21 protein-coding genes and 1 tRNA gene are annotated in these 24,187 nt (G+C 48.0%); 11 read left to right on the forward strand and 11 right to left on the reverse strand.

From position 1 onward, the window contains the following. From BUB94_RS11665 to BUB94_RS11675, 3 genes are all read left to right on the forward strand, one after another. The coding region (locus tag BUB94_RS11665; protein ID WP_073237264.1) for an Rpn family recombination-promoting nuclease/putative transposase at positions 1–942 on the forward strand (942 nt) is incomplete at its 5' end. 99 nt (positions 943–1,041) lie between these two features. Beyond that, positions 1,042–1,284, forward strand: a complete 243-nt coding sequence (locus BUB94_RS11670; protein ID WP_073237266.1) for a hypothetical protein — start codon at positions 1,042–1,044, stop codon at positions 1,282–1,284. Positions 1,285–1,512: 228 nt separating this feature from the next. After that, a complete protein-coding gene (locus tag BUB94_RS11675) occupies positions 1,513–2,337 on the forward strand; it encodes a hypothetical protein (RefSeq protein WP_073237269.1) in 825 nt (274 codons plus the stop codon). 48 nt (positions 2,338–2,385) lie between these two features. Here BUB94_RS11675 and BUB94_RS11680 read toward each other — a convergent pair whose 3' ends face one another. The 5 genes from BUB94_RS11680 to BUB94_RS11700 form a co-directional block, all read right to left on the reverse strand. Then, entirely contained in the window at positions 2,386–2,649 is a 264-nt protein-coding gene (locus tag BUB94_RS11680) for a hypothetical protein (RefSeq protein WP_139260212.1), read from the reverse strand. Positions 2,650–3,012: 363 nt separating this feature from the next. Further along, positions 3,013–3,396, reverse strand: a complete 384-nt coding sequence (locus BUB94_RS11685; RefSeq protein WP_073237274.1) for a (deoxy)nucleoside triphosphate pyrophosphohydrolase — start codon at positions 3,394–3,396, stop codon at positions 3,013–3,015. A gap of 8 nt (positions 3,397–3,404) precedes the next feature. Next, positions 3,405–6,335, reverse strand: coding sequence for a DUF3427 domain-containing protein (locus BUB94_RS11690; RefSeq protein WP_073237276.1), 2,931 nt, complete (start codon positions 6,333–6,335; stop codon positions 3,405–3,407). Between the two features lie 127 nt (positions 6,336–6,462). Further along, positions 6,463–6,693 (reverse strand): hypothetical protein, encoded by a 231-nt coding sequence (locus BUB94_RS11695; RefSeq protein WP_073237279.1) that lies wholly within the window; start codon positions 6,691–6,693, stop codon positions 6,463–6,465. Further along, positions 6,683–7,147, reverse strand: coding sequence for a type II toxin-antitoxin system VapC family toxin (locus BUB94_RS11700; protein WP_073237282.1), 465 nt, complete (start codon positions 7,145–7,147; stop codon positions 6,683–6,685). The genes BUB94_RS11695 and BUB94_RS11700 overlap by 11 nt, the downstream gene beginning before the upstream one ends. Positions 7,148–7,778: 631 nt before the next feature. Here BUB94_RS11700 and BUB94_RS11705 point away from each other — a divergent pair. Both BUB94_RS11705 and BUB94_RS11710 read left to right on the forward strand, forming a co-directional pair. After that, entirely contained in the window at positions 7,779–8,816 is a 1,038-nt protein-coding gene (locus tag BUB94_RS11705; protein ID WP_073237391.1) for a PDDEXK nuclease domain-containing protein, read from the forward strand. Positions 8,817–9,269: 453 nt separating this feature from the next. Next, positions 9,270–10,286: a virulence RhuM family protein gene (locus BUB94_RS11710; RefSeq protein WP_083538261.1), complete on the forward strand. Its 1,017-nt coding sequence runs from the start codon at positions 9,270–9,272 to the stop codon at positions 10,284–10,286. Between the two features lie 38 nt (positions 10,287–10,324). On the opposite strand, the gene BUB94_RS16870 is transcribed toward BUB94_RS11710, so the two are convergent. Then, positions 10,325–10,498 (reverse strand): hypothetical protein, encoded by a 174-nt coding sequence (locus BUB94_RS16870; protein ID WP_175549727.1) that lies wholly within the window; start codon positions 10,496–10,498, stop codon positions 10,325–10,327. A 342-nt stretch (positions 10,499–10,840) separates the two neighbouring features. Here BUB94_RS16870 and BUB94_RS11715 point away from each other — a divergent pair, with 342 nt between their 5' ends. Further along, positions 10,841–11,977 carry a PDDEXK nuclease domain-containing protein gene (locus BUB94_RS11715; RefSeq protein ID WP_073159483.1) on the forward strand — a complete coding sequence of 379 codons (1,137 nt, stop codon included), beginning with the start codon at positions 10,841–10,843 and terminating at the stop codon, positions 11,975–11,977. 505 nt (positions 11,978–12,482) lie between these two features. On the opposite strand, the gene BUB94_RS11720 is transcribed toward BUB94_RS11715, so the two are convergent. Then, positions 12,483–12,555 (reverse strand) — tRNA-Gly (locus BUB94_RS11720). A 58-nt stretch (positions 12,556–12,613) separates the two neighbouring features. On the opposite strand from BUB94_RS11720, the gene BUB94_RS11725 reads away from it, so the two are divergent. The 4 genes from BUB94_RS11725 to BUB94_RS11740 all read left to right on the forward strand — a co-directional run bounded on the left by BUB94_RS11725 (position 12,614) and on the right by BUB94_RS11740 (position 17,155). Beyond that, a complete protein-coding gene (locus BUB94_RS11725) occupies positions 12,614–13,114 on the forward strand; it encodes a hypothetical protein (RefSeq protein ID WP_073237287.1) in 501 nt (166 codons plus the stop codon). 14 nt (positions 13,115–13,128) lie between these two features. Further along, positions 13,129–13,836: a DNA/RNA nuclease SfsA gene (gene sfsA / locus BUB94_RS11730; protein WP_073237290.1), complete on the forward strand. Its 708-nt coding sequence runs from the start codon at positions 13,129–13,131 to the stop codon at positions 13,834–13,836. Between the two features lie 10 nt (positions 13,837–13,846). Beyond that, on the forward strand, positions 13,847–14,284 hold the full coding sequence (locus tag BUB94_RS11735; protein WP_073159491.1) for a nucleoside deaminase: 438 nt from the start codon (positions 13,847–13,849) through the stop codon (positions 14,282–14,284). A 72-nt stretch (positions 14,285–14,356) separates the two neighbouring features. Further along, a complete protein-coding gene (locus BUB94_RS11740) occupies positions 14,357–17,155 on the forward strand; it encodes an ATP-binding protein (protein ID WP_083538262.1) in 2,799 nt (932 codons plus the stop codon). A gap of 65 nt (positions 17,156–17,220) precedes the next feature. Here BUB94_RS11740 and nudC read toward each other — a convergent pair whose 3' ends face one another. From nudC to BUB94_RS11760, 4 genes are all read right to left on the reverse strand, one after another. Then, complete coding sequence (gene nudC / locus BUB94_RS11745; protein ID WP_073159495.1) at positions 17,221–18,036, reverse strand: NAD(+) diphosphatase; 816 nt, start codon at positions 18,034–18,036, stop codon at positions 17,221–17,223. A 1-nt stretch (position 18,037) separates the two neighbouring features. Further along, positions 18,038–19,111 (reverse strand): GGDEF domain-containing protein, encoded by a 1,074-nt coding sequence (locus tag BUB94_RS11750; RefSeq protein ID WP_073237296.1) that lies wholly within the window; start codon positions 19,109–19,111, stop codon positions 18,038–18,040. Positions 19,112–19,207: 96 nt separating this feature from the next. Further along, positions 19,208–21,106 (reverse strand): biosynthetic arginine decarboxylase, encoded by a 1,899-nt coding sequence (gene speA / locus BUB94_RS11755; protein ID WP_073159499.1) that lies wholly within the window; start codon positions 21,104–21,106, stop codon positions 19,208–19,210. 108 nt (positions 21,107–21,214) lie between these two features. After that, positions 21,215–22,489 (reverse strand): saccharopine dehydrogenase family protein, encoded by a 1,275-nt coding sequence (locus BUB94_RS11760; protein WP_073237299.1) that lies wholly within the window; start codon positions 22,487–22,489, stop codon positions 21,215–21,217. A 257-nt stretch (positions 22,490–22,746) separates the two neighbouring features. Here BUB94_RS11760 and BUB94_RS11765 point away from each other — a divergent pair, with 257 nt between their 5' ends. Beyond that, positions 22,747–24,045 (forward strand): ATP-binding protein, encoded by a 1,299-nt coding sequence (locus BUB94_RS11765; RefSeq protein ID WP_073237302.1) that lies wholly within the window; start codon positions 22,747–22,749, stop codon positions 24,043–24,045. Positions 24,046–24,187: the final 142 nt, after the last annotated feature.

The following is a 24,187-nucleotide window of genomic DNA, read 5'->3' on the forward strand; positions in this document are numbered from 1 at the left end:
CAATACATGAACAAACGGAAACATGATGGATTCCTGAAATACGTCTACTCGAAACCTGTGAACACGAAGGCGCTTTTTGAGATTGCGTCAAAGACAAACCGGAACCTGGCCGACATCCTCGCGGAAGTGGACCTAGACACATTGGAGGAAATCCCCGAGGCCTTCGACGAAGTTGGCGAGCGGGGCGAAGCGGATCTTGCCTTCAAGGTAAAGGCTCTCGACGGTAGCGAAATGCGCTTTGGTTTGCTGCTGGAGCACAAGTCTTCGCCCAGTAACGGGATTATGTCGCAGATAGGCAAGTACGCCATCAACGTGATGGTAGACAAGAGCAATTCCGAATACGGCTGGCTGCCAACAAAGGCGGTTGTCGTTTATAACGGAATCGCCCCTTGGGATCCGCTGGCGCAGTACAAGAACATCCATGCCATGTACAACGGCCGCATTCCGCATTTCGAGTTCGCCTTTGTGAACCTGGCGGAAATTGACGACGACCTTTGCCTGGCTCACGGCAACGCTGAGGCGGCCATTGGTGCCATCACCATGAAGTACGCCTTCGACATGGAAAAGTACGAGTCGTTGTTGCCGGAAATCGAGAAGAAACTGCGGGCTCTGCCTAGCAACGAAAGCGCTTGCCTTGTTGGCAAGATTGAGTTATATTTGAGGGAGTACATTAGCCCAGAGGCATTGGAGGTTCTGAAAATGGCATTCCAGAGTATCGGACAAAGGCTTGGCTTTGTGAGCGCCGGAGACGCATACCGTGCCCTTGAACGCAAGGTTCGCAGGATGGAGTCGGCAAGCAAGGCGAAGGATGCCAAACTGGTCGAGAAGGACAACGCCCTCGCCGAGAAGGACAATGCCCTGGCCGAGAAGGACAATGCCCTGGCCGAGAAGGACGCGCTGATCGCCGCTCTTCAGGCAAAGCTGGCAGAAATGAGCAAATAACCACAAGGACCCCGCGGGGGTCCTTTTGTTTGCCTTGTCGGCAAGATTGAGTTATATTTGAGGGAGTACATTAGCCCAGAGGCATTGGAGGTTCTGAAAATGGCATTCCAGAGTATTGGACAAAGGCTTGGCTTTGTGAGCGCCGGAGACGAATACCGCGCCCTTGAACGCAAGGTTCGCAGAATGGAGTCGGCAAGCAAGGCAAAAGATGCCAAACTGGTTGAGAAGGACAACGCCCTGGCCGAGAAGGACAATGCCCTGGCCGAAAAGGACGAAACCATCGAAAAGCAAGAACGCGAGATTGCCGAACTCAAGGCGAAGCTTGCTGAAATGCAGAAATAGAACGAAAGGACCCCTTGTGGGTCCTTTTTTGCAAATGTTGCCGCATCCCTCCACTCGTCATCCTGGAGCAGCGAAGCTGCGATAGGATCCAGGAACTCCCCGCGAGAGGGAAAAATATTTTTTACAAAGATTTCTTGTGCAAAAGGGAAGTTTGCTGCGTGTATATAAGCAGGTAGAAACAGTCCTACCCGCGAACCGGCCGCGTCGCCGGATGTACAGGAACTTTTCATGAGCGAAAGCAAGACTTCGGAGGACTTTGGCACTGGAGCCGGAGGCATCTCAAAATTCACCATCACCAACAGTTTCGTGTTCCCGCTGGTCATGAGCCACAAGGAAATCGCCAAGCCCTTCATCGAGGCGGCGCTTGGCATCAAGATTTACGACCTGAAGGAACCCGAGCAGGAAAAGACGGAGCAGGTGAGCATCTTCAACAAGAGCGTCCGCTACGATGTGTTCACCCAGCAGATCGACGAGAACGGCGAGACCATCAGCTCCTTTGACCTTGAGATGCAGGTAAAGGACACCAAGGAACTTCCCAAGCGCGCCCGCTACTACCAGTCCGTCCGCGACACTCACGAGCTGCACAGGGGCACCATGTACAAGAGTCTCAAGGACCAATACGTGCTTTTCATCTGCCCAGATGACATCTTTGGGGAGGACCTGCCTATTTACAGTTTCCAGAATTTCGCGGTGGAAAATAAAGATGTTGCTTTGAATGACCGCACCTTCAAGAATTTTTATATCTTTAACGAGTATAAAAAACTTCCGGACGAGCATCCACTCAAGCCGTACCTGAAGTATTTCGCAACCAACACTGCTGACTCCACGGAGACCGAGGAAATCGACACCAAGGTAAAGTGGTACCAGACCGACAACCAGACGCAGGAGCGCTACATGACATGGGAACAGGAAATCCAGCTCGCCAGGGAAGATGAACGCGAAAAAGAGCGCGAACGCAGTCAGAAGATTATTGCCGAGAAGGACCGTGCGTTGACCGAGAAGGATCGCGAGATTGCCGAACTCAAGGCGAAGCTCGCTGAAATGCAGAAATAGAACGTAAGGACCCCTGCGGGTCCTTTTTTTGCAAATTGCGCCGCATCCTCACCACAGAAGCGATATGGCGCCTGGGGCGTTCTCCCCGTAGGCGTAGCGCATCACCATTCCCAGGACATCGAAAGAGTCTTCCTTCAGCAAAATCATCCCGCTGTCGATACATTCCATGGGCAGGTCCCCGTCGATATCCAGACACTCCGGCGCGAGCCTGTTCCAGATGACATAATCCGTGTAGCCGTCGGCAATATCGTCGCGCGTCAAGTTGTCACCCGTGCCCGGCTGAATCTTGAGGAATTCCCCGCCACATGTCATCCCGGGCTTTGACCCGGAATCCCCCTTTCTCGGGATAAAGTAAAGCATCGCATGATCTAACATGCGCTGCAATCTAGAGATCGTTCTTTAGATCGTCAAGGGTTTAATTTTGGGCGTTCCCCGGCTCCCTGGAACCGCGCCAAAGAACCGCCGCCGGGTCGGGCCCTTGCGTTATCGGCTCGCAGAGCTCGCCGTCCGTTCAGTCTCGCGCTCCCGGCAACAGCGCAATGCAAGCGCCGCGCGAGTCCGCCCCGCTTCGCGGCTTCACGCCCTAACGCGAAAGCAGGATGAATTCGCTTCTTCGCAAATAAAAACACCGTGTCGGAAATGACACGGCGAAGTGATAGTTACAAAAATATCTGGTTAGTTCTTTTCCAAAGCTTCTACAACTGCAATATCCGCGGGTAGCCAGTCTACCGAGCGGATATTTTCTTTTTCTAACCATTTGGCTGCTTCGTGTTCCAGCAACTTTAATTCGCCGCCGATAACGGTGCAGTAGAAACAATGCATTGTCAGATGGAAGTTGGGGTAGTCGTATTCCACAGTGCAGATGAAATCTTCTACAGAAACGTCTACGGTCAATTCTTCCTTCAGTTCGCGAGCGAGAGCTTGCTGCGGAGTTTCGCCGGGTTCCATTTTGCCGCCGGGGAACTCCCAACCGCCCTTGAAATCACCGTAACCGCGCTGGGTTGCAAAAATCTTATTGCCGTCCTTAATAACTCCTGCAACAACTTCAATCGTCTTCATATTAAATCCTAATTTGCTTTCAAATAATTTAACATATCTTGCTTTACAGGGACGTCCATTGTGAAAGTCACTTTAGCAATGGATCGTTCCTTCCCTTTATTGTCTTTCTTGGTTGCATGTTTTTTATTTACAACCTTGAATTCTCCCATATAGTAAAAGTCGAAGCCTTCGCCATCACTTTTTTTAACGAAAAGATGTTTGTGTTTTGCGTTTTCGACGCTTTCCATGTAGGGACTGTTTTCGTCTTGTCCCATTTGAGTGTCCCAAAGAAAGGTTTCTGCATCGATAAATTCGTCTGCGTAATTGGGCTTTCCGTCGATGTATTCCTTTTCTTCGCCAGCATCTGCTTTATGGTAGGTGACGAAGATGCAAACGTGATCGTTTTGTCTCCACTTACCGTACATTGTTGAAGACAGGTCTTTGTCTGCATCCAACAATAGGCAAACGTCCTGACGGGAATATTTTTCGTATAAGGCGAATGGATTTTCTTCGCCAATTTTGTCCTTGTAAATACTACGGAATCTGCACAAACTGATGTCAATTAAGTCTTGTACTTGTTTTTTGAAAATATCGTTTGTGAGAGCATTTGAAAATTTTGAATTAGCTGTAATTTTGCTGCCGTTGCATTCAATCATTTCAACATGGTTTAGAGCGTACTTTTCTGTTTTTTCAATATCAATTTCTTCGGAGTTCTTGATTTTGAAAGTTTTCTTCAAGAAACTTCCTTGCAATATGTCAATAGAACTTTGTGGAATGTGGTTTCCGTTAATTGCGAATCCGTTGTTAAGAATGTCGTTCAAAATGCGAGATCCGTTTATAAACGTACCCTTTGGAAGAATGATTGATAGATAATTCAAGAATGCGATTTCTTGGTCATTGAGCTTTTGATTTCCAAAAGGATTTTCCTCAATCTTCAAAAGGAAATCATGGTAATTCTTGTATTTGTCGAGAATCAGTAAAGGATCGATATTGCCATTTTCGTAGAAATCAAAAAGGGCGGGAATGCGGCCTAAACGACATTTTAATGACTGGTAACCACTTTTGATGATTGTTCCGATGTTAGAGATTTCATCGATAGATTTGAATATTTTATCTCTAGCGATTTCATCAAAGTGTATGGATGAGGCTCCTTCAAGAATCTTGTGGCCTTCGCGAACATAACGACGAATGTTGTCCTTGTTGTATGTCCTATCGCCAGAAAGCGCGACAGGAATCATATAATTGTTGTCGTAGTTTCCGATGAAGTCTAGAATCATTACGTATTCTTTTTCATCAGCTTTGCGAAGGCCTCGGCCGAGTTGCTGAATGAATACGATTGGAGATTCTGTTCTGCGAAGCATGATAACTTGATTGACCTGAGGTATGTCAACACCTTCGTTGAACATTTCTACAGTGAAGATGTAATCAATTCCATTATCGTAATCATCAGATTCCAACTTTTCAATAGCATCTTCTTTTGCTTTTTCGATGTCCGCAACTTTCAGTTTGCTGTGCAGTGCGACTGTACGATATCCGCGTTGATTAAATTTTTTAGATAACTCTTCTGCTTCTTCTGTTTTGCTGCAGAAAACAAGACCTTTCAGTCTCTTTCCACTATGACCGAAGTATTCTGCTTTCTCAATGATTGCGTTTACACGTTCGTCGCAAACTAGATTTGAAAAGTCTTCAAAATCAAGATCTTTGCCATCTACAAGAAAATCGGTGATGCCATAATAGTGGAAAGGGCAAAGAAGGTTTAATTTCATTGCCTCTTGCAAACGAATTTCATGAGCGATGTTATAATTAAAGGTTTTGTAAACATCAAAACCGTCAGTTCTGTCTGGAGATGCGGTCATTCCAAGCCAAAGACTTGGTTCGAAATAGTTCAGTAATTTTTGGTAACTATTCGCACCAGAACGGTGTGCTTCGTCAATAACAATGACGTCAAATTCATTTTTGTCAAATTCCTCAAAATGATTTGTCATTGTTTGCATTGTGGCAAAGACGAAATCTCTGTCGGATTCATTGACGTTGCCAGAGTACAGGCCGAAAGATTTTGTAGTTCCAAAGACGTTCTTAAATGTTTTTTCTGCTTGCTTTAAAATTATTTCTCTGTGAACAAGAAATAGAGCTCTTTTGGGATTTATATCGCGTAGGGCGAATGCGGCGGCGTATGTCTTTCCCGTACCTGTTGCTGAAATAAGTAAAGCTCTCTTGGCTCCGTTGCTACGCATTTCGTTCAATTTGTTTATGAACGCGATCTGCATGGAGTTTGGCGATAGTTTGATTTGCTCAACAGAAACAACTTTGGATTCACTCAGTATGCGCGATTTTTCTTTTTCGAGTCGTTTATTCTCTTTGTATAGAATGCTGTAGTTACAAAGAGATTCCTCATTGACCTCAACGGCATATTCGCTTTCCCACAGTGAATTGAAGTCATTTATAATGTGCTTATAAATTTCACCATTACCTGATGTAGAAAAACTAGTATTCCATTCTTTATTGGATACTATTGCGCTTTGGGTGAGATTTGAACTACCGATAGAAATGCTTATGATTTCATCTTTTTTGAAAATGTAACCTTTGGTATGGAACCCTTTGGTATTGCCGTTGCAGCAAAACATTTTCAACTTAATATTGGACAGCTTAAGAAGCGTTTTTAAGGCTTCCGGTTCAGTGAAAGTGAGGTAATCTGTAGTTAGAATCTCGCCCTTAACATTATGCTTTTCTAGATCCAGCAGGGTTTGCATTAAGGGTGCAAGACCGCTACGAGTAATAAAGGCTACGCTGATGATGAAATGATCGCAATTAGCTAGGGATCTGTCCAAAAAAGCCTGCATGGTATTGCCGGGCTCGTTGGAAATGAATTGCGGACGATATTCAATTTTGGACTCTATGGCGTCATCCCAATATGCAGTTTTATTCGATTTTTCAAATTCAGAATAATTTGGAAGAGCCATGACTCACCTCGGAGTGTTCAAGGAAAACGTTCCTTTTCTTTGTACATCAAAGATAATTTAAAAGGGCTGACAACAAGTGTCAGCCCGGTCTTTTCAACCGAAAAAAGATTGGTTTTACACAGTAGATTTAGCCGACATCTTCCTTTTTAAGAGTCCGTTCGGCATCATCTAGCAGATCTTTTAGAGATTTATACTCATTAAAGGCTGTTTTTCGCCACTCTGTGTAGTCGAAGTTCTCTCGCTTTACCGCCGAGATAAAGTATTCTGCATCTACAACGCCCAAATGTTCAGTAAGGCATTTCATGCCCTTGTTGAGAATTTCCATGGTAGAGGGTGTTTTCACGTCTTTAGTTTCCATTGTAGTTGCCCTCCAGTTCAAAAAGAAAATCAATTGGATTGACAAGTTTCATTGTAGAACTTTTGTACTTCAAAAGCCTCTTGTCTGTGGTTAAAAAATAATCACATTTTGCAAGTTCTGCACACGCCACATGGCATGCATCCATAAATTTCACCCCAGTTGCAACAATTTCTGCTGCCGCATGCTCAATCAGAGTTCTTTTTCCGATGTCAATGTATTCCTTTGAATACTTAAAAAAATCTGCTATTGAACATTGTCTGTCAAGATGTGGATTCTTGAGATTCTCAAATTCTAAAACAAATGAAGTAACCAGTGATAAGTTTCCTTCTTTGATTTGTGATTGAACATGAAGTTTAGCTTGAGATTCTAAGGCAACACGGATTTGAGATTGGTTGTCGTAAGGACGATTATAACAACAGTTGTCCAGATATATTTTCGTCTCCCTTTCTGTCATATTTTTGTATTGGGAGCTCTACGTTGATCGTCTGGGGCCGGCCTCCCCATAGGGTTCCTGTCGCCAGGTCATGAACTAAGGCGACGACGTCAAGCAGAGAGTTTTACCTGCCCCACGCATGGGGATTACTCATTCACCCTAAAAGATACACAAAACTTTTTATCTGTGCAAGGTGTGTGTGTGTTTCTCTCAAAGAATTCATTTTCCATGTTGTTGCGTTCTCTTCCCGCATCGCGGCAACGATCGTGACGGCGCTTTCTGCGCCGGGCCGCCCGAAGAAAGTTTTTGACACTTTACTGTCAAAATCTTTAATTATATTTATTCCATGATTCATCACTCCTTGCGACAGTCGACATAGACTTGCAAAAGTCCGTACGTGCATTCGCGGCAAGGTTCATTAACCATCTGGTTGATGTTGTTGGATAGCTGGCAGGAGACGCAGCCTGCTCAAGAGCGTGAGATCGCCGAAATGTGCATCGCGCCAGGTAACGCCGAGGAAGACCCTCGCCAACAATGTGGCTAGAACCTCCAATCTCTACGCAATGTAGGGAACATCTTTATAATCAAAAAGAATGCTATCGACCATTTTCCCGGCGTGGGGAAATGGTGGTTTAAACGTACGGAGAATATTATGACAAAAAAGATTGTTTTGCAGGTAGAATCTGAATATGGTGAAATTCTGCAACAGGCTGTTGCAGTAATTAAACAGGCTCGTGTAAACGTTGCTCGTCAACTAAATATTGGCGAAAATGCTGCTTACTGGGAAATTGGGAAAATGCTACATGAGCGCAAGCTCGATAGTAAGCATGGAAATTCCGTTGTTCGCCGCCTTTCTGTAGATTTAAAGGAACATTTTCCGGATATGGGGGTGTCTCCAAGACAACTCTGGAACATGAAAAAATATTATGTACGATATTGTAACTCCGCTGAAAAAGTGCTACGGAGCGTAGCACTTTTGACATGGGGGCAAAATCTTTTTCTTTTAAGCCAAAATTTTGACGACAACCAAATCCTTTTTTACGCCTCGGAGTGCGTTGCCAAGGGATGGACGCGTGATTTGCTGATGAACGCCGTGAAAATGCAAATGTATGAACATGCTGCTCTTAACCGCCCTCAAAACAACTTCAAGGACACGTTGCCCGAAGGTCAGGCGGAATTTGCGAACGAAGCATTTCGCAGCACTTATAACTTGGGTTTCCTTGGAATTACAGAGCCGGTAATGGAGTTGGAACTGGAACGAAAACTTGTTGAAAAGGTTAGACAGTTCCTTTTGGAACTTGGAAAGGGCTTTGCCTTTATTGGAAATCAGCATGAGCTGGAATTCAACGGGAAAGCAAGCAGGGTTGATATGCTTTTCTTCCATAGGCAACTGAAATGTTTGGTGGCAATTGATTTGAAAGTGGGTGAATTTAAGCCGGAATATGTAGGTAAGATGAACTATTATCTTTCATTGCTTGACCGCCTGGAGCGCGGGGAGGGTGAAAATCGTTCGGTCGGTATTATTCTTTGTGCAACAAAAGATAATGTTGACGTTGAACTTTCGCTCGATGGTATTGGCAAGCCAATTGGAGTTGCTGATTATCAATTGCTGTTGCCAAAGGAAGAACTGCAGAAAGTTCTGGCTGACGAAATCAAGTCTTTCAAAGAAGTTAAACATTTAACGCATTAAGACCTTAGTTTTTTGATGGAGAGTAGATTCCCGGCAATCGTACCCACCACGCGATCTTAGCGATAAGAGCGGACCACGGTGGGGATTTTTTATTTGCGCAGCTTCTTGACATTTTTCAATCATTGGCTGTGTCAAGTCATTTCGTACACAAAAGAGCAGGTGGCAAAAACCTGACCATTTGTCAGCCCCTCCAAAACTGCATTTTCGCTTCAGAAACGCCAAAAACACGTAGTTTATAGGCTGTTTTGGTGCAGTTGCAATACAGTAGAAACACAATAGATCCGCAGCGTACAGTCCGACTAGACAGAGCCTGCAGTCATAATTCAGCAAACATACAGCAGAAACACAATTTTACCCTGGCCGTACAGAAAAACTTGACAGAGTCCAATCATTAGTGTATATTTGTGCAGTAAACATCCGTAGTTATACGCTTGTCTACGGAAAGGAGAAATGATGGCTAGTAGTATTCAAAAACAGTTGCAGTTCCTTATGTACAGCACACCTGACGAAGATGTCAAGGTGAACGCCTTGGTGAAGGATGAAACTATTTGGCTTACGCAAAAGGCCATGGGGGAACTGTTTGGCTGTTCTTCAGACAATGTTGGATTGCATCTGAAGAATGTGTATGAAGATGGGGAACTTTCGAAGGATTCAACTACCGAGGAAATCTCGGTAGTTCAGCAAGAAGGTGCGAGATCTGTCAAAAGAAAAATAGCGTTCTACAACCTCGATGCCATCATTTCTGTAGGTTATCGCATCAGTTCCGCCCGGGCAACGCAGTTCCGTATTTGGGCGACGGGCGTTCTCAAGGAATACATCCGCAAGGGCTTTGTGCTGGATGATGAACGCCTGAAGCAGGGTGAAAACGCTTTTGGCGCAGACTATTTCCGTGAATTGTTGGAACGAGTGCGTTCGATCCGAGCAAGCGAACGTAGGATTTGGCAGCAGATTACCGATATTTTTGCTGAATGCAGTTTTGATTACAATAAGGATTCCGAAATCACCAAGGAATTCTATGCGACTGTACAGAACAAGTTCCACTTTGCGATTACTGGGCAGACCGCTGCAGAAATTGTCGCCGCAAACGCTGATGCAACCAAGGAACACATGGGGCTTTTGACATGGAAAAACTCACCTGATGGTCGCGTGCTGAAAAGCGATGTCGCTATAGCCAAGAACTATCTGACCGAAAAGGAGATCAGAAGGCTGGAACGTCTTGTGAGCGGCTTTTTTGATTATGTGGAAGATTTGATTGAAAGAGAAATCCCGTTTACTATGCAACAGTTTGCCGGCGCTGTAAATGAGTTCCTGGAGTTCCGTAAGTACCAGGTTCTCGAAGGTAAGGGAAAAATTTCTCACGAGCAGGCGGAACACAAGGCCTTTGCTGAATATGATGTATTCAACAAGACGCAAAAGATTGAATCGGACTTTGACAAACTCGTGAAAAAAACGAATAAAAGACTGCGATAAGAGCGGACCACGGTGGGTGTTTTCCCAATTGCCTCCCTTTAAATAAGTCTGAAGGAAAATTGTCGAAAAAGATTCTGCTCGTAAAAATTCATCAGTTTCGGATGATTTTCACATTCCAGAAATACGATGGTACCGCCCACAAGGTTCTGGGCTTGTCTTATAGAGGCGATTGCATGTTCCAGAAGTTTACGGCCAGATATTCTTTTTTCCATTGGCAGGTTAATCAATAACTTTTCTTGCGTTATTGCTTAAAAAAGAACTTTTAAAAGTTACAGGCTTTATTGTGAGTGCGTAATAGCCAACGATTTCGTGCACATCATTCAAAACACAGTAAGTGACCGATTGTTTCTTTTTGGTGAATTCAATGGCATTCTTTTTTGCCTGTGCAAGGGGTGGGCATTGATGATTGCGGCGGGTCTTGATATTTTACGTATAAATTACAAAACGACCCTTGCCAGCGTTTTATAAATAGCTAACATTCTGCCTGACGTACGAAAAGTATCTCTATGACATCTGTGCAAAACAGGTGTTTTTTTTTATCCAAAGGAGATACTATGCCCAGAGAGAACTCGGCTTTGAAAAAGTCTGACGACAAGTTGTTCGTCAAGGATTTAGGAACCATCGTTTCCACCGCTCGCGACATGAGTTTCCGTGCGGCGAACCTTATGCAGGTGGCGTGCAACTGGCTTATCGGCTGGCGCATTGTGGAGCAGGAGCAGCAGGGAAAGGCCCGCGCGGGTTACGGCAAGCATGTGATTCAGTTGGCGTCGGAGTCGCTGACCGAAAAATTCGGGAAGGGGTATTCGGAAACCGTTATTCGCAATTTCAGGAAATTTTACCTGATGTTTCCGAATTTGCAAGTCCTTCAGATTCTGCCGAACAAATTTGTGGAAGTGGTGGACCAAATTCAGCAACCAATGGTTGCTAAATTGAACGACGAGGGAAGTGCTATACTCCCTCAATTATCGTGGATGCATTATGAAAACTTAATGCGTGTCGCCGACGAAAAGGCTCGTCACTGGTATATGCAGGAAGCAGCCTCAGAGCAGTGGGATTACCGCACTTTGAAACGAAATATCGCCTCGCAGTATTATTATCGTTTGGTGCAGACTCCTAAGAACAAAAAAGCCGTTGTGGTTAGGGAAATGAAATCCCTTACAGCGGATTACCAAAAAGAAAAATCTCAGTTCATTAAAAATCCCATGATCGTGGAATTTCTTGGTTTGAATCAAGATGCTGCATTTACAGAGACAACACTTGAGAATGCCATTTTGAACCATCTGCAAAAATTCCTCATGGAAATGGGCAAGGGCTACGCGCTGGTAAGTCGCCAGCAGCATATTCATACAGAAGAAGACGACTATTATATAGATCTGGTGTTTTATAACTACATGCTCAAATGCTTTGTGCTTGTAGATCTCAAGACCCGCAAGATTTGTTACGAAGATGTTGGGCAGATGGATATGTACTTGAAACTTTATGACACCCACAAGCGTTCCGAAGGTGACAACCCTACCATTGGCGTTATTCTTTGTTCCGAAACGAACGGGGATGTGGCGAAATTCTCCACATTGGCGACGAATAAAAGAATGTATGCCGCCAAGTACTTGACCTACATGCCGTCTAAAGAGGTCCTTGCCCGCGAAATAGAAATGCAAAAGGATATCTTTGAAAAATCGCAAAGATCCTAAAATAGAACTGATATGCCAAAGACGCCGAAATCAGCCTTCGGCTCTTAAGCGTTCCGGTGTTGCCTAGGCTGTCAATAGGAAAACTTTCGACTTGGATCAACTCACTGAAGAAAGCGAAGTTATTTCCGAAGATATTACCGAAAATTCCGATATAGCCTACGTAATAAAGTACGTGGGTGTGGTGTATACGAAAAATTGCGTTCTGAAATGCTATCCCAAGTATATCAACAATTGTTCTCTATTACGAGAATGGAATCTACACCAACTACCAAGAAGTTATAGAGACCAATGGTGAAGGCGAAATTGACTGGGACCGAACTATCAACGAGACTTTTGCATACCTCAAGGAAACGTTGATTCCTGATATTGTTTGCAAGGCTTCGGATAATACATTCTGTATTCTTGATGGGAAATACTATTTGAAGACTTATTGACGTTCTTAATACCAAATTCTACAACCATAAATAAAAAAAGACCAGGAAAAATCCTGGTCCTTTTGATTTAGAGCGGAAAAAGGGTCTCGAACCCTCGACATCGACCTTGGGAAGGTCGCGCTCTACCAACTGAGCTACTTCCGCGTTGTTTTGTAATGTAGTAATTTTCTATCATTGTGTCATCTCGTATTGGGGATTATTTATGTCAAATCGTATTGTTGTCGGCGTTTTTGCGGGTGTTTTGTTCGTTGTGGGTTCTGCTTTCGCAGAAAAGTCCATGTGGGACAAGTTTAAGGATTTCTTTAGCCCTACGGAGTCTTTTGACTGCCAGGGGCCCATTTGCGACGAGATTCATGGTCTGGAGTCCAAGATCAGCAAGGTGGAGGGGAAGTATTCCCGCGAACGCCGTCCGGCGAACAAGGAACGGTACAAGAAGGAGCTGGTGGCCCTGGGCGCCTCCCGCGATTCCCTGATTGCGGTGTACAAGAGCCAGCCTGCGGCAAGCCCGAGTTCGTCTGCGGCGATTCCGACGCAGCTTGCGGCGCCTCCGAAATCATCGGCGGCAGTTTTGAGTTCTTCTTCTGCGGATCTGGCCTGCAGGGCCGATACGGTCTATGTGCGCGACACGGTGGTGGTCCACGATACCTTGTATGTGGTGGTGACGAACAAGCCTGCGGTACCTGTTGCAGAACCCAACCCTTAGGTTGTATATAAAGTATGCGTTATTCCACCGTCGTCCCCGCCAAATTTATTAGCCGTCCTAACCGGTTTATTGCCCATGTAGAGTTGGGTGGGGTCGATACGGTTGTCCATGTCAAGAACACGGGGCGTTGCAAGGAGCTTCTGGTTCCCGGTTGCACCGTTTATCTTGAAAAGTCGGAGAATCCGGCCCGCAAGACTCCCTACGACTTGATCGCTGTCGAAAAGGGGGACCTGCTGATCAATATGGATAGCCAGGCGCCCAACAAGGTGGCTGCCGAGTGGATCCGCGCCCACGGAGAGATTTTCCCGGGTATCACCTTGCTCCGGCCGGAATTTACTTATGGCAAGTCCCGTTTCGATTTTTATGTGGAGTTCAGCGGCCGAAAGATGTTCGTGGAGGTGAAGGGCTGCACCCTGGAATCCGGGGGCCACGCCAAGTTCCCCGACGCCCCTACGGAACGGGGGGTAAAGCACTTGATGGAGCTGGCGGATATTCTTCGCCATGGGCATCGTGCCGAAGATGGTACCCCTTACGAATGTGGCATCCTGTTCTTGATTCAGATGAAGGGTTGCCGCAAGTTTTCGCCTAACGTAGAGACGCACCCTCAATTTGGAATAGCCTTGAAGGCCGCCCGGGATGCCGGCGTCAAGATTTTTGTGTATGATTGTAAGGTAACGCCGGATACTCTCGTACATGACGCTCCTGTACCACTGGAAATCTAGGAGGTTCACCATGAATCCGTTTATGAAAATCGCCATCGACGAGGCCCGCGTGGGTATCGAGCATAAGCATGGCGGCCCTTTCGGGGCTGTTGTTGTCAAGGATGGCAAGGTGGTGGGTGCCGGTCACAATCAGGTGCTCAAGAATGCCGACCCTACTTGCCATGGCGAGATGATGGCCATTCGCGACGCCTGCAAGAACCTGGGGACTTTCGACCTGACGGGTTGCGAGATTTATACCACGGGGTACCCTTGCCCTATGTGCATGGGGGCCATTCAGTGGTCTAACATGACCAAGTGCTATTATGCCTGCAACCTGGAAGATACCGAAAAGATCGGGTTCCGCGACGACCAATTCTACAATAATCCCCTGAAGCCCGAGGAGTGCGACCGCGCCGAGGGGCTGGTGCTTTACGAGGAATATGTCAAGAGTACGGATGTCCGTTACTAGGCTAAATTGGGGGCTTTTGTAGGCGGGGCGGTTTGACACCGCCTTTTTTTTTGACTATTGTTTTTTGATGCAATGAAAAAGTATGTTTTCTGTTTGGTTTTGTTGAGTTTCTGCCTTTCTGCGTTTGCAGAGAAGGTGGTGCGCGTGGGGTGTTTCGACTCCCGTTTTTGCCACAGGGATGAATTCGGGCGACTTTCCGGCTATGCGTATGAATTCCAGCGGGATATCGCCACTTACACGGGCTGGCGTTATGAGTATGTAGAGGATAGCTGGCCCAACTTGTTCCAGATGCTCAAGGAGGGCAAGATTGACCTTCTGTCGGATGTGTCCTTTACGGAGGATCGCACCCGCAGCATTCTTTTTTCGTCTTATGCCATGGGTGTAGAAAAGTACCTGCTTTATGCACCCCTGGCGGCGGGGGCCTCCTTTGCCGATGTAAGGAATCTTGAGGGCAAGATTGTGGGGGTCAACAAGGGGAGCGTGCAGGTCGGGATTTTCAAGAAGTGGGAATCCCAGATGGGAATCAAGGCAAAGATTGTGGAACTGGTCGATGACGAGTCGGTGCAGGCGGCCATGCTCAATAGCGGCAAGCTGGATGCCATTGTCAGTGGCGATGCCTATGAGACGGTTGAGCAGATGGTACCTCAGACGGAAATTGGTTCATCTGATATTTTCTTTGGCGTCAACAAGAAACGCCCTGACCTTTTAGAAGAACTGAACCGTGCCATGGCGGCGGTGTTCAGGACCAACGGCTATTACACCCAGGATCTTTACAAGAAGTATGTTGACAATCTCAGGAACAACAAGTTCCTGGACGCAAACGAGCTGGAATGGCTCAAGAAGCGTAGGACCATCAAGGTGGGCTACCGCGACAACTACATGGCCTTTTGCGCCAAGGATGAAAAGACGGGGGAGCTTAAGGGGGCGCTCAGCGATTATCTGAAGATGATGTCTTCGGTGTTCAAGAATGCCTCTATAAAGTTCGAACCGGTGGCTTTTGTTTCGACCCAGGCTTCGCTGGATGCCTTGAAGCGCGGCGACGTGGATTGCGTGTTCCCCATCAACCTGGATCCGTACGATTCCGAAAAGGCGGGGGTCCTTTCTACGAAGTCTTTTGCCGGTACCGACATGTATGCGATTGTCCACAAGGATAACTACAAGAATTTCTCTGTGGTGAACGAGAATGTGGTGGCGGTCAACAAGGATAATCCCAATTACGAAAGTTTCTTGCAGGTACACTTCCCCAAGTGGAAGCCGGTCATTGTGGCGACTACTGACGATGCCTTGAGGTATGTTTCCCAGAAGAAGGCCACGACGCTTCTGGTCAGCAACTTCCGCATCAAGCATTTTGAGCGCAAGCTGGACGAACTCAACTTGTTCGGGATCGCCACCAGCCATATCATGAAGCTTTCTTTTGCGGTTAGGAACGACGACCTGATCCTCTACTCTATTTTGAACCGCTGCATTTCGCTGATTCCCAGGGAAGAACTGGATGCGGCCCTTACCAGCAGCGCCCTGCAGGATTACAATACTTCGTTCCTCGACGTGATCAAGCAGAACTATCTGACTTTCATGATTGTGGGTGGTTCTGTTCTGTTTGTGATCGTGGTTCTTTTGGTTCGTACTTTCAGGTCTGAGATGAAGTACAAGAAGGCTAACCGTCAGCTGGAAAGTAGTTATGACCATCTGAAGATTGCGTTGGCCGCAGCCCAGGAAGCAAGCCGCGCGAAGACCACCTTCTTGAACAGCATGAGCCATGATATCCGTACGCCCATGAACGGCATTATCGGTATGACGGCCATTGCGACGGCCCACCTGGATGACCCTGAAAAGCTGAAGGATTGCCTCAAGAAGATTTCGGGGGCCAGCGACCACCTGCTTTCGCTGATCAACGACGTGCTGGATGTTTCTCGAATCGAGTCGGGCAGAACCACCTTGAACAGGGAAGAATTCGCCATCGACAAGATGTTCATCGACATTACCAATATGGCCCAGTCCCTGGCTAGCCAGAAGCGTCACAACTTCGTGGTGGACTACAGCGGCCTGCGGAACATGAATGCCGTGGGCGATCCCCTTCGCCTGCGCCAGGTGATTCTGAATATTCTTTCTAATGCAATCAAGTATACACCCGAGGGCGGAACCATCAAGGCCACGCTTTCGGAACTCCCGTCTTCGACGATCGGCTTTGCAGATTACTTGTTTGTCTGTGAAGACAACGGCCTGGGCATGGATCCGAAGTATCTGGAAAAGATTTTCGAACCTTTCTCCCGCGACGAGCTCGACGAAAACAAGAGGGCTATCCAGGGGACCGGCCTGGGGATGTCTATTGCCCGAAGCCTCGCCCGCATGATGGATGGCGATATCAGGGTCGATAGCGTTCTGGGCAAGGGCTCCAGGATTGAAGTTCCCTTCAAGCTGATGGTCGGAAAGGAACAGTCTACCGGCTCTGTCGACGACGTTTCGCTGGATCAGCTCCTGCAGAAGGATTTCTCGGACAAGCGAATTCTTATTGTAGAAGACAACGAACTGAACATGGAAATCGCCAAGGAATTCTTTGCGACAACGAAGATCAACTTCGAGACCGCCTGGAACGGCAAGGAAGCCTTCTCGATGTACGAGGAGCACGACGCGGGATATTACGACATGATCTTCATGGATATCCAGATGCCTATGATGGATGGACATCAGGCCACACGCGCTATCCGTAGTTCCGGAAAGTCTGATGCGACTACGATTCCTATTGTGGCCATGAGTGCCAATGCCTTTACCGAAGATATGGAAACTTCCAAGCGTTCGGGCATGAACGACCATATTGCAAAACCCATCAACGTGTCCAGGTTGGTGATGCTGATGGAAAAGTACCTACGATAAAACCCCGATTTTCTCGGGGCTTTAGGTTTAAGCTTTTTAGGGCTGCGGCTCTAGGGGTTGTTGCTCTAGGGGTTGTTGCGGAAATCTTCGATGAGGCAACAGCTGATGCTTACGTCTGTCTCGTAAGGGGGGATGTCTTCTCTCTTGACCCACATGGCTTCTGAAAGTTCTTCGGCCTGCATGTGGATGGTATCGTCGCCATCTAGTTCTGCGGTCCAGCCGGCGATCAGCGAATCGCTGAAGGGCCAGGGCTGACTTCCAAAGTACTTCAGGTTCTTGATTTTGACGCCGGCCTCTTCCATGACTTCGCGGTGGGCGGCCTGTTCCAGGGATTCGCCAATTTCTACAAAGCCAGAGATCAGGAACAGTCTGGGGTTGGGATTGTCGATGTTGTGGGCCATCAACAGCTTGTCGCCGTTACGGACCGCAACGATAACCACCGGCGAGATTCGCGGGTAAACCGTGTTGCCGCACTTGGGGCAGATAATGCTGCGTTCCCTGTCGCCGCGGATGGTGACGTTGCCGCACTTGCCGCAGAACTTGTTCAGGGATTCCCAGTGGGCGATGTGGGCTGCCGTGGCGCCACCCATGCGTTCCAGGGGGCTCATGGTTCTAAAGCTGCGGTTGCCCATGAACTCGAAGCCTTCGGGGGCTTCGTAGTCTTCGGCCACCTGCTGCGTAAAGTAGGCGCGGCCGTCGATGTTCAGCAGGTAATGTCCCTCGAAATCGGGAATCTCGCTGACGGTGGGAATGGCGTAGCCCGAGGCGGTCTTTTTCAGAAGGCTCTTGCTTCCGTTATAAAGTATGCAGTAATCGTCTGCTTTCGGATCCTGGATCTTAAACTGGTTGTCGAGAACGTGGGGGGCGATTTCGTGGATCATTCTAGTATTTACCGATAATCTGATTGCGTCCGTTAGACTTTGCCGTGTAGAGTCGTTCGTCTACGACGGTCAGTATCTTGTCGTAGTTGGAAAAGTTCGGGTTATAGCAGTCGATAAAGCCGCCGCTGATATTGATGCTTACGTTGGGCTGGTCTTCGAACTTTATGGCCGATACCCTCTTGCGGAAATCTTCGGCCTTGGCCAGGGCGCTGGTGTAGTTGTCTTCGCAAATCAGCAAGATGAATTCTTCGCCGCCGTAGCGCACTGCCATTTCGCCTTCTCTGTTGCAAATGTTCTTGGCCAGCTGGCCGATGCTTTCGAGAACCTGGTCGCCGAACAGGTGGCCGTAAGTGTCGTTGATCTGCTTGAAGTAATCGATGTCGAACATGAGCAGATAATATCCGGCAGGGCTAGAGAGCACCTGGTTGCGGATGCGCTCGATAAAGATGCGTCGGTTGTAAAGCCCGGTAAGGGGGTCGTGGGTCGAAAGGTAATCCAGCTTGGCGATGACTTCGTCTTTCTTCTGGCGTTCCAGGTGGTATGCCTTCAGCAGGTAAGACACCGTGGTAAAAATCAGCAGGGCCATGAAAACGAAGGAGACCACCTGATCCAGGATGGTGTCGAAGGGTTCCAGGGGCGGCGAAAGTTCAGGATTGTACCAGTCGTAGAACAGTATGGACGTGTAGAGAATCAGGGAATAAATGGCCATGATTACACGGGTCCTGAAATTTGAAATCAGCGACGTGATCAGCAGACTGGTAATACAGTAAAAGGGCATGCCGCTGTTCAGGCCGCCGCAGATAAAGAACATGGGCGGCAGAATCAGGGTGTTCAGGGCGAAGCACATGGCTGAATAGCAGGCCTGGTGTTTCTTGGTCATCTGGGCCACGATGGCCAGGATCACGAAGTAGAAGGTGATGAAGGCTGTGTAGATGGCGGCGACTTTACCCAGGTCTTCCATGGCCGTAAAGATGGCTGAAGCGATGGAGGCCATAAAACAAAAAAACAGCACGCCCCAGAAGGTCACGCTTTCGAATGTCTCGTGGATAAAAGTCTTTTTGATGAACTGAAGCATCTACCCAAATATAAAAGTTTGGGCCCCGAAAAAAAAGAAAGCCTCGTCACAAGACGGGGCTTCTTATAGTCTAACGTGGAACTATTTAACGGTTCACTATTCCAGGTAGGTGTAGCCGTAAAGGCCGGAACGGTAGATGTTCAGGAATTCCTTGCCTTCCTTCACAGAGATCTTGCCTTCCTTCACGGAACCGGTCACCCAGTTTTCCATGGTCTTCACCAGGGCCTTGTCGCTGAAGTTCACGTAGTCCAGCACATCTTCAACAGATTCGCCGTCGATGATCTTGTCGATCTCGTAGCCGCCCTTGTTGTCGCAGACAATGTGGACGGCGTTGGTGTCGCCGAAGAGGTTGTGCATGTCGCCGAGAATTTCCTGGTAGGCACCGACGAGGTAAACGGCGATGTAATAGGGATCGTCCTTCTTCAGCTTATGCAGGGGAAGAGTGCGGGCCACGTCACCACCGCGAACGAACATGCCGATCTTACCATCAGAGTCGCAAGTCACGTCCTGGATGGTGGTTTCGACAGTAGGTTCTTCGTTCAGGCGCTGGATGGGCATCACCGGGAAAATCTGGTCGATAGCCCAGCTGTCGGGCAGGCTCTGGAACAAGCTGAAGTTGCCGAAGTATTTTTCGGCCAGCAGGCGGGGGAGTTCTGCCAGTTCGTACGGAGCATGGCGCAGTTCGCTTGCGATCTGGTTCACTTCGCGGGCGATGCTCCAGAACAGTCGTTCGCTCATGGCGCGGGTAGGCAAGTCGTAGTCGCCCACCTTGAAGCCGTTCAGAACGTCATCGTTCAGCTGCATGGCGTCGTGCCAGCTTTCCAGCAGGTTCTTGGGAGTAAGACCCTTATAGATGCTGTACAGGTCCTTCAGTGCGTCGGGAGCGTCGTCACCGATTTCATGTTCTTCTTCGTTGAAGAAGGCCTGACCTGCAGTTTCCAGAATGTTGAACACCAGAATGGAGTGGTGTGCTGTAAGGGCGCGGCCAGATTCTGCAATCACGTTGGGGTGAGGCAGCTTTGCTTCCTGGCAGGCTTCGTACAGGGCGTACACCACGTCGTTGGCGTATTCCTGGATGGAGTAGTTCACGGAGCTGGCGTTGGAACTGCGAGTACCATCGTAGTCTACGCCGAGACCGCCACCAACGTCCACGAATTCAAGGCCCATACCCATCTTGCGAATCTGCACGTAGAACTGGGAGACTTCGCGCAGGCCGCTCTTGATGTGGCGAATGTTGGTAATCTGGCTACCCAGATGGAAATGGATCAGCTTCAGGCAGTCTTCCATTCCTTCTTCCTTGATGTAGTCCAAGGCTTCCAGGAGTTCAGAACTGTTGAGACCAAACTTGCTGTGGTAACCACCGGATTCTTCCCACTTGCCGCTGCCGGAGCTTGCCAGCTTGATGCGGACACCGATGTTGGGGCGGATGCCGATGCGACGGGACAGTTCCACCACCAGGTGGAGCTCGTTCATCTTTTCGACCACGATAAAGATCTTCTTGCCCATCTTCTGCGCAAGGAGAGCCAGTTCGATAAAGTCTTCGTCCTTGTAACCGTTACAGATAATCAGTGCGTCCGGATTATCCATGTTGGCAAGCACGGCGTGGAGTTCTGGCTTGGAACCTGCTTCAAGACCGATGTTGTACTTCTTGCCATGACGAACAACTTCTTCCAGCACGGCGCGCTGCTGGTTCACCTTGATGGGGAACATGCCGTAGTAGGTGCCTTCGAAGCCGTATTCCTTGCGGGCGTTGTTGAAGCATTCGTTCAGCTTTTCGATACGGCTGTCCAGAATGTCGGGGAAACGCAGGAGCATGGGAGTGGAAACGTCGCGGATAGACAGTTCCTGCACCAGCTCGTAAAGGTCAATTTCGCAGCCCTTGTCCTTCATGGGAGAAACAGTTGCGTGGCCCTTGTCGTTGATGTCAAAATAGTTGACGCCCCAACCGCGAACGTTGTACAAATCGCGTGAGTCGTCGATACGCCATTTCTTCATGAGAGATCCTTCGGATCAGTGGTTAGTAAACAGTGGTTAGTAAACAGTAACGCAGAAAAGTACATGTCCTGCATCCCTAATCACTAACCACTAACCACTAATCACTTCCTAGTCGACGAGGGTCGGGTTAAAGTCTTCCTGCCAGGGGAGGCCGTACTTGTTCAGTGCGTCCATGTACGGATCCGGATCGAATTCTTCAACAGTATGAACACCCGGGGTAGTCCACTTGCCGGTGAGCATCATCAATGCACCGCACATAGCTGGAACGCCAGTGGTGTAGGCGATAGCCTGGCTGCCCAGTTCCTTGTAGCATTCCTGGTGGTCGCAGACGTTGAACAGGTAGTAAGTCTTGGGCTTGCCGTCCTTGGTGCCCTTGAAGATACAGCCGATGTTGGTCTTGCCCACAGTGCGGGGGCCAAGGCTTGCCGGATCCGGAAGGAGAGCCTTCAGGAACTGGATAGGAACGATTTCCTGGCCGTTGAACATAATGGGATCGGTGCGGAGCATGCCCACGTCTTCGAGACAGCGCATGTGGTCCAGATAGCTCTGGCCGAAAGTCATGAAGAAGCGGATGCGCTTCACGCCCGGTATGTTCTTGGCGAGGGATTCAATTTCTTCGTGGTGCAAAAGGTACATGTCCTTCTGGCCCACTTCCTTAAAGTTGTATTCGCGCTTGATGCTCATGGCCGGGATTTCAACCCAGTGGCCCTTGCCGTTTTCGTCGGTATCCCAGTAGGAACCCGGAGCGGAAACTTCGCGCAGGTTGATTTCGGGGTTGAAGTTGGTGGCGAACTTGTAGCCGTGATCACCGCCGTTGCAATCCAGGATATCGATTTCTTCGATAGTGTCGAACTGGTGCTTCAGGGCGTAGGCGCAGTAAGCCTGGGTAACACCCGGGTCAAAGCCAGAACCGAGAAGTGCGGTAAGGCCCTTTTCTTCAAACTTCTTGGCGTATGCCCACTGCCAGCTGTAATCGAAGTAGGCGCTAAAGCCTGCTTCCTTGCAGCGCTTGTCGTAAACCTTGCGCCATTCCGGATCGTCGATGTTTTCCGGTTCGTAGTTGGCGGTATCCATGTAGTTCACGCCGCATTCAAGACATGCGTCCATGATGGCAAGATCCTGGTAGGGGAGTGCGATGTTCATCACCAGATCAGGCTTGTATTCCTTGATCAGCTTAACCACGTTCTCGGCCTTGTCGGCGTCAACGGCAGCGGTGGTAATCACCGTCTTGGAGTTCGGACGAATCTGTTCGGCCAGCTTTTCGCAGTTTTCGCGATGGCGGCTTGCAATGCAGATTTCAGAGAAAACTTCGCTGACGGTGCAGCACTTCTTGATAGCGACGGTGGCAACGGCGCCACAACCGATAATCAGAGCTCTTGCCATTTTTTTGTTTTTCCTTTTTGAAAAAATGAACGTGCAGGGGCGGCGACCCCTGAAGAAAAATAAGTGCTAGTAAATATAGAAAGCGGGGGGTGGACGCATAGAAAAGGAAGTAAAGATGGGGTAAAAATTGCCTGAATTTAGGAGATGAAATTACTGGTTTTAAAATTGGCTTATTTTTTAGGCCAATATTGCTTAAAATTGGCTTGTTTTTTGAGCCAATTTTGCAACGCAATTGAAAATTATGTATATTGCAAGCTATGAAGAATGCAATTGCCGAAATCATGCGTGAATTTTACGAGGAAGGCCTTCCCGAAATAAATCACCCTCGTGTTGTTGAATACTACGAAAAAGCGCGAAACGCGACCTCCATTATCGGCATGCGTCGTGTGGGCAAGACCTATGTGGCGTTTCATCGAATACAGGAATTGCTTGGCGATGGTATTCCATTAGAACGGATTGTTTATATCAACTTTGACGATGAGCGCTTGCGAGGTGTTTCGGCAAACGACTTGAAGCTCATTGGGGAAATTCATGCAGCCATGTACCCCGAGGCCGCAAAGGAAAAATGTTGGTATTTTCTGGATGAACTCCAGGATGTTGAAGGCTGGGAATTGTTTGCCCGTCGGTTGGTAGATTCCAATCGCGTTCAGCTTTGCCTGACTGGATCTTCTGCGAAACTTCTTTCATCAGAAGTTGCCACGCAGTTGCGAGGCCGTTCTCTCGATGTTGAGATTTTCCCGCTTTCTTTTTCGGAATTTCTGACTTTTAATGGTCTTGTAAAGACTGTACCGCAGGCACCGTTTTCTCCGAGAACGGCGGGCTTGCTGCGAAACGCCATGATCCGTTATCTTGAAGAAGGCGGCTTCCCCGATATTCAAGGCGAAAATTTGCGAATCCGCAACAAACTGCTTCAGGAATATGTGAATGCCGTAGTTTATCGCGATGTGATTGAACGCCATGAAATTTCAAGCACTCAGGCTTTGCGCTATACTTTGGATTACATCATCCACAACTACGCCCGCAAAATTTCTACACGAGCCATCTCCGGTGCGCTCCGTGCCGTAGGTGCTTCCGACAATCGCGAACGCATTTCCGAATACCTGCAATATTTTGTCAATGCATACTTGATTTATCCGGTTTCCATAAGGACTGATTCTCTGGCTGTTCGCCGCACGAATCCAGACAAGTTCTACATCGTCGATACCGGACTCATTCGCGCCATGACCCCAAAGAATGATGCGGAACGAGGCTGGCTGCTTGAAAACCTGGTGTTTATGCACCTGCGTCGCGGCAACAATAAAATCGAGTATTACATCAACAAATCTGGCGGCGAAGTTGACTTTTTGGTGACTGACCAAAATTCAAAATCACGGCAGCTAATCCAAGTCGCCTGGAACATGGAAAAATCCGAAACATCGGATCGCGAACTGTCGGCCTTGTGCCTTGCCCGCGATGAAATAAAAGTCAAGGACTGCCTAATCGTCACCTGGGATTCCGAAACCGTTCTGGATGACGGAATTAAAGTCGTTCCCGTTTGGAAGTGGTGCTTGGGGTAAGGCTTTGATAAATGATTCCTGGCCCTTGCTTTGTTAAAACAGTTTGTTTAAATTTATGTCATTCTCATCCGGCTTACGAGCCGGTCGTATAATTCTCTGCTTGCTGTTCGCGGCACAGTTTCTTAAACTGCACAAAGCCGCA

The organism is Fibrobacter sp. UWH9 (assembly GCF_900129715.1).
Taxonomy (GTDB): Bacteria; Fibrobacterota; Fibrobacteria; order Fibrobacterales; family Fibrobacteraceae; genus Fibrobacter.

What these genes read in the sequence shown, in the direction of transcription:
- BUB94_RS11670 (WP_073237266.1), top strand. Translation starts at nt 1,042, where the DNA reads ATGGCATTCCAGAGTATTGGACAAAGGCTTGGCTTTGTGAGCGCCGGA.
- BUB94_RS11675 (WP_073237269.1), top strand. Translation starts at nt 1,513, where the DNA reads ATGAGCGAAAGCAAGACTTCGGAGGACTTTGGCACTGGAGCCGGAGGC.
- BUB94_RS11680 (WP_139260212.1), bottom strand. Translation starts at nt 2,649, where the DNA reads ATGACATGTGGCGGGGAATTCCTCAAGATTCAGCCGGGCACGGGTGAC.
- BUB94_RS11685 (WP_073237274.1), bottom strand. Translation starts at nt 3,396, where the DNA reads ATGAAGACGATTGAAGTTGTTGCAGGAGTTATTAAGGACGGCAATAAG.
- BUB94_RS11690 (WP_073237276.1), bottom strand. Translation starts at nt 6,335, where the DNA reads ATGGCTCTTCCAAATTATTCTGAATTTGAAAAATCGAATAAAACTGCA.
- BUB94_RS11695 (WP_073237279.1), bottom strand. Translation starts at nt 6,693, where the DNA reads ATGGAAACTAAAGACGTGAAAACACCCTCTACCATGGAAATTCTCAAC.
- BUB94_RS11700 (WP_073237282.1), bottom strand. Translation starts at nt 7,147, where the DNA reads ATGACAGAAAGGGAGACGAAAATATATCTGGACAACTGTTGTTATAAT.
- BUB94_RS11705 (WP_073237391.1), top strand. Translation starts at nt 7,779, where the DNA reads ATGACAAAAAAGATTGTTTTGCAGGTAGAATCTGAATATGGTGAAATT.
- BUB94_RS11710 (WP_083538261.1), top strand. Translation starts at nt 9,270, where the DNA reads ATGGCTAGTAGTATTCAAAAACAGTTGCAGTTCCTTATGTACAGCACA.
- BUB94_RS16870 (WP_175549727.1), bottom strand. Translation starts at nt 10,498, where the DNA reads ATGGAAAAAAGAATATCTGGCCGTAAACTTCTGGAACATGCAATCGCC.
- BUB94_RS11715 (WP_073159483.1), top strand. Translation starts at nt 10,841, where the DNA reads ATGCCCAGAGAGAACTCGGCTTTGAAAAAGTCTGACGACAAGTTGTTC.
- BUB94_RS11725 (WP_073237287.1), top strand. Translation starts at nt 12,614, where the DNA reads ATGTCAAATCGTATTGTTGTCGGCGTTTTTGCGGGTGTTTTGTTCGTT.
- sfsA (WP_073237290.1), top strand. Translation starts at nt 13,129, where the DNA reads ATGCGTTATTCCACCGTCGTCCCCGCCAAATTTATTAGCCGTCCTAAC.
- BUB94_RS11735 (WP_073159491.1), top strand. Translation starts at nt 13,847, where the DNA reads ATGAATCCGTTTATGAAAATCGCCATCGACGAGGCCCGCGTGGGTATC.
- BUB94_RS11740 (WP_083538262.1), top strand. Translation starts at nt 14,357, where the DNA reads ATGAAAAAGTATGTTTTCTGTTTGGTTTTGTTGAGTTTCTGCCTTTCT.
- nudC (WP_073159495.1), bottom strand. Translation starts at nt 18,036, where the DNA reads ATGATCCACGAAATCGCCCCCCACGTTCTCGACAACCAGTTTAAGATC.
- BUB94_RS11750 (WP_073237296.1), bottom strand. Translation starts at nt 19,111, where the DNA reads ATGCTTCAGTTCATCAAAAAGACTTTTATCCACGAGACATTCGAAAGC.
- speA (WP_073159499.1), bottom strand. Translation starts at nt 21,106, where the DNA reads ATGAAGAAATGGCGTATCGACGACTCACGCGATTTGTACAACGTTCGC.
- BUB94_RS11760 (WP_073237299.1), bottom strand. Translation starts at nt 22,489, where the DNA reads ATGGCAAGAGCTCTGATTATCGGTTGTGGCGCCGTTGCCACCGTCGCT.
- BUB94_RS11765 (WP_073237302.1), top strand. Translation starts at nt 22,747, where the DNA reads ATGAAGAATGCAATTGCCGAAATCATGCGTGAATTTTACGAGGAAGGC.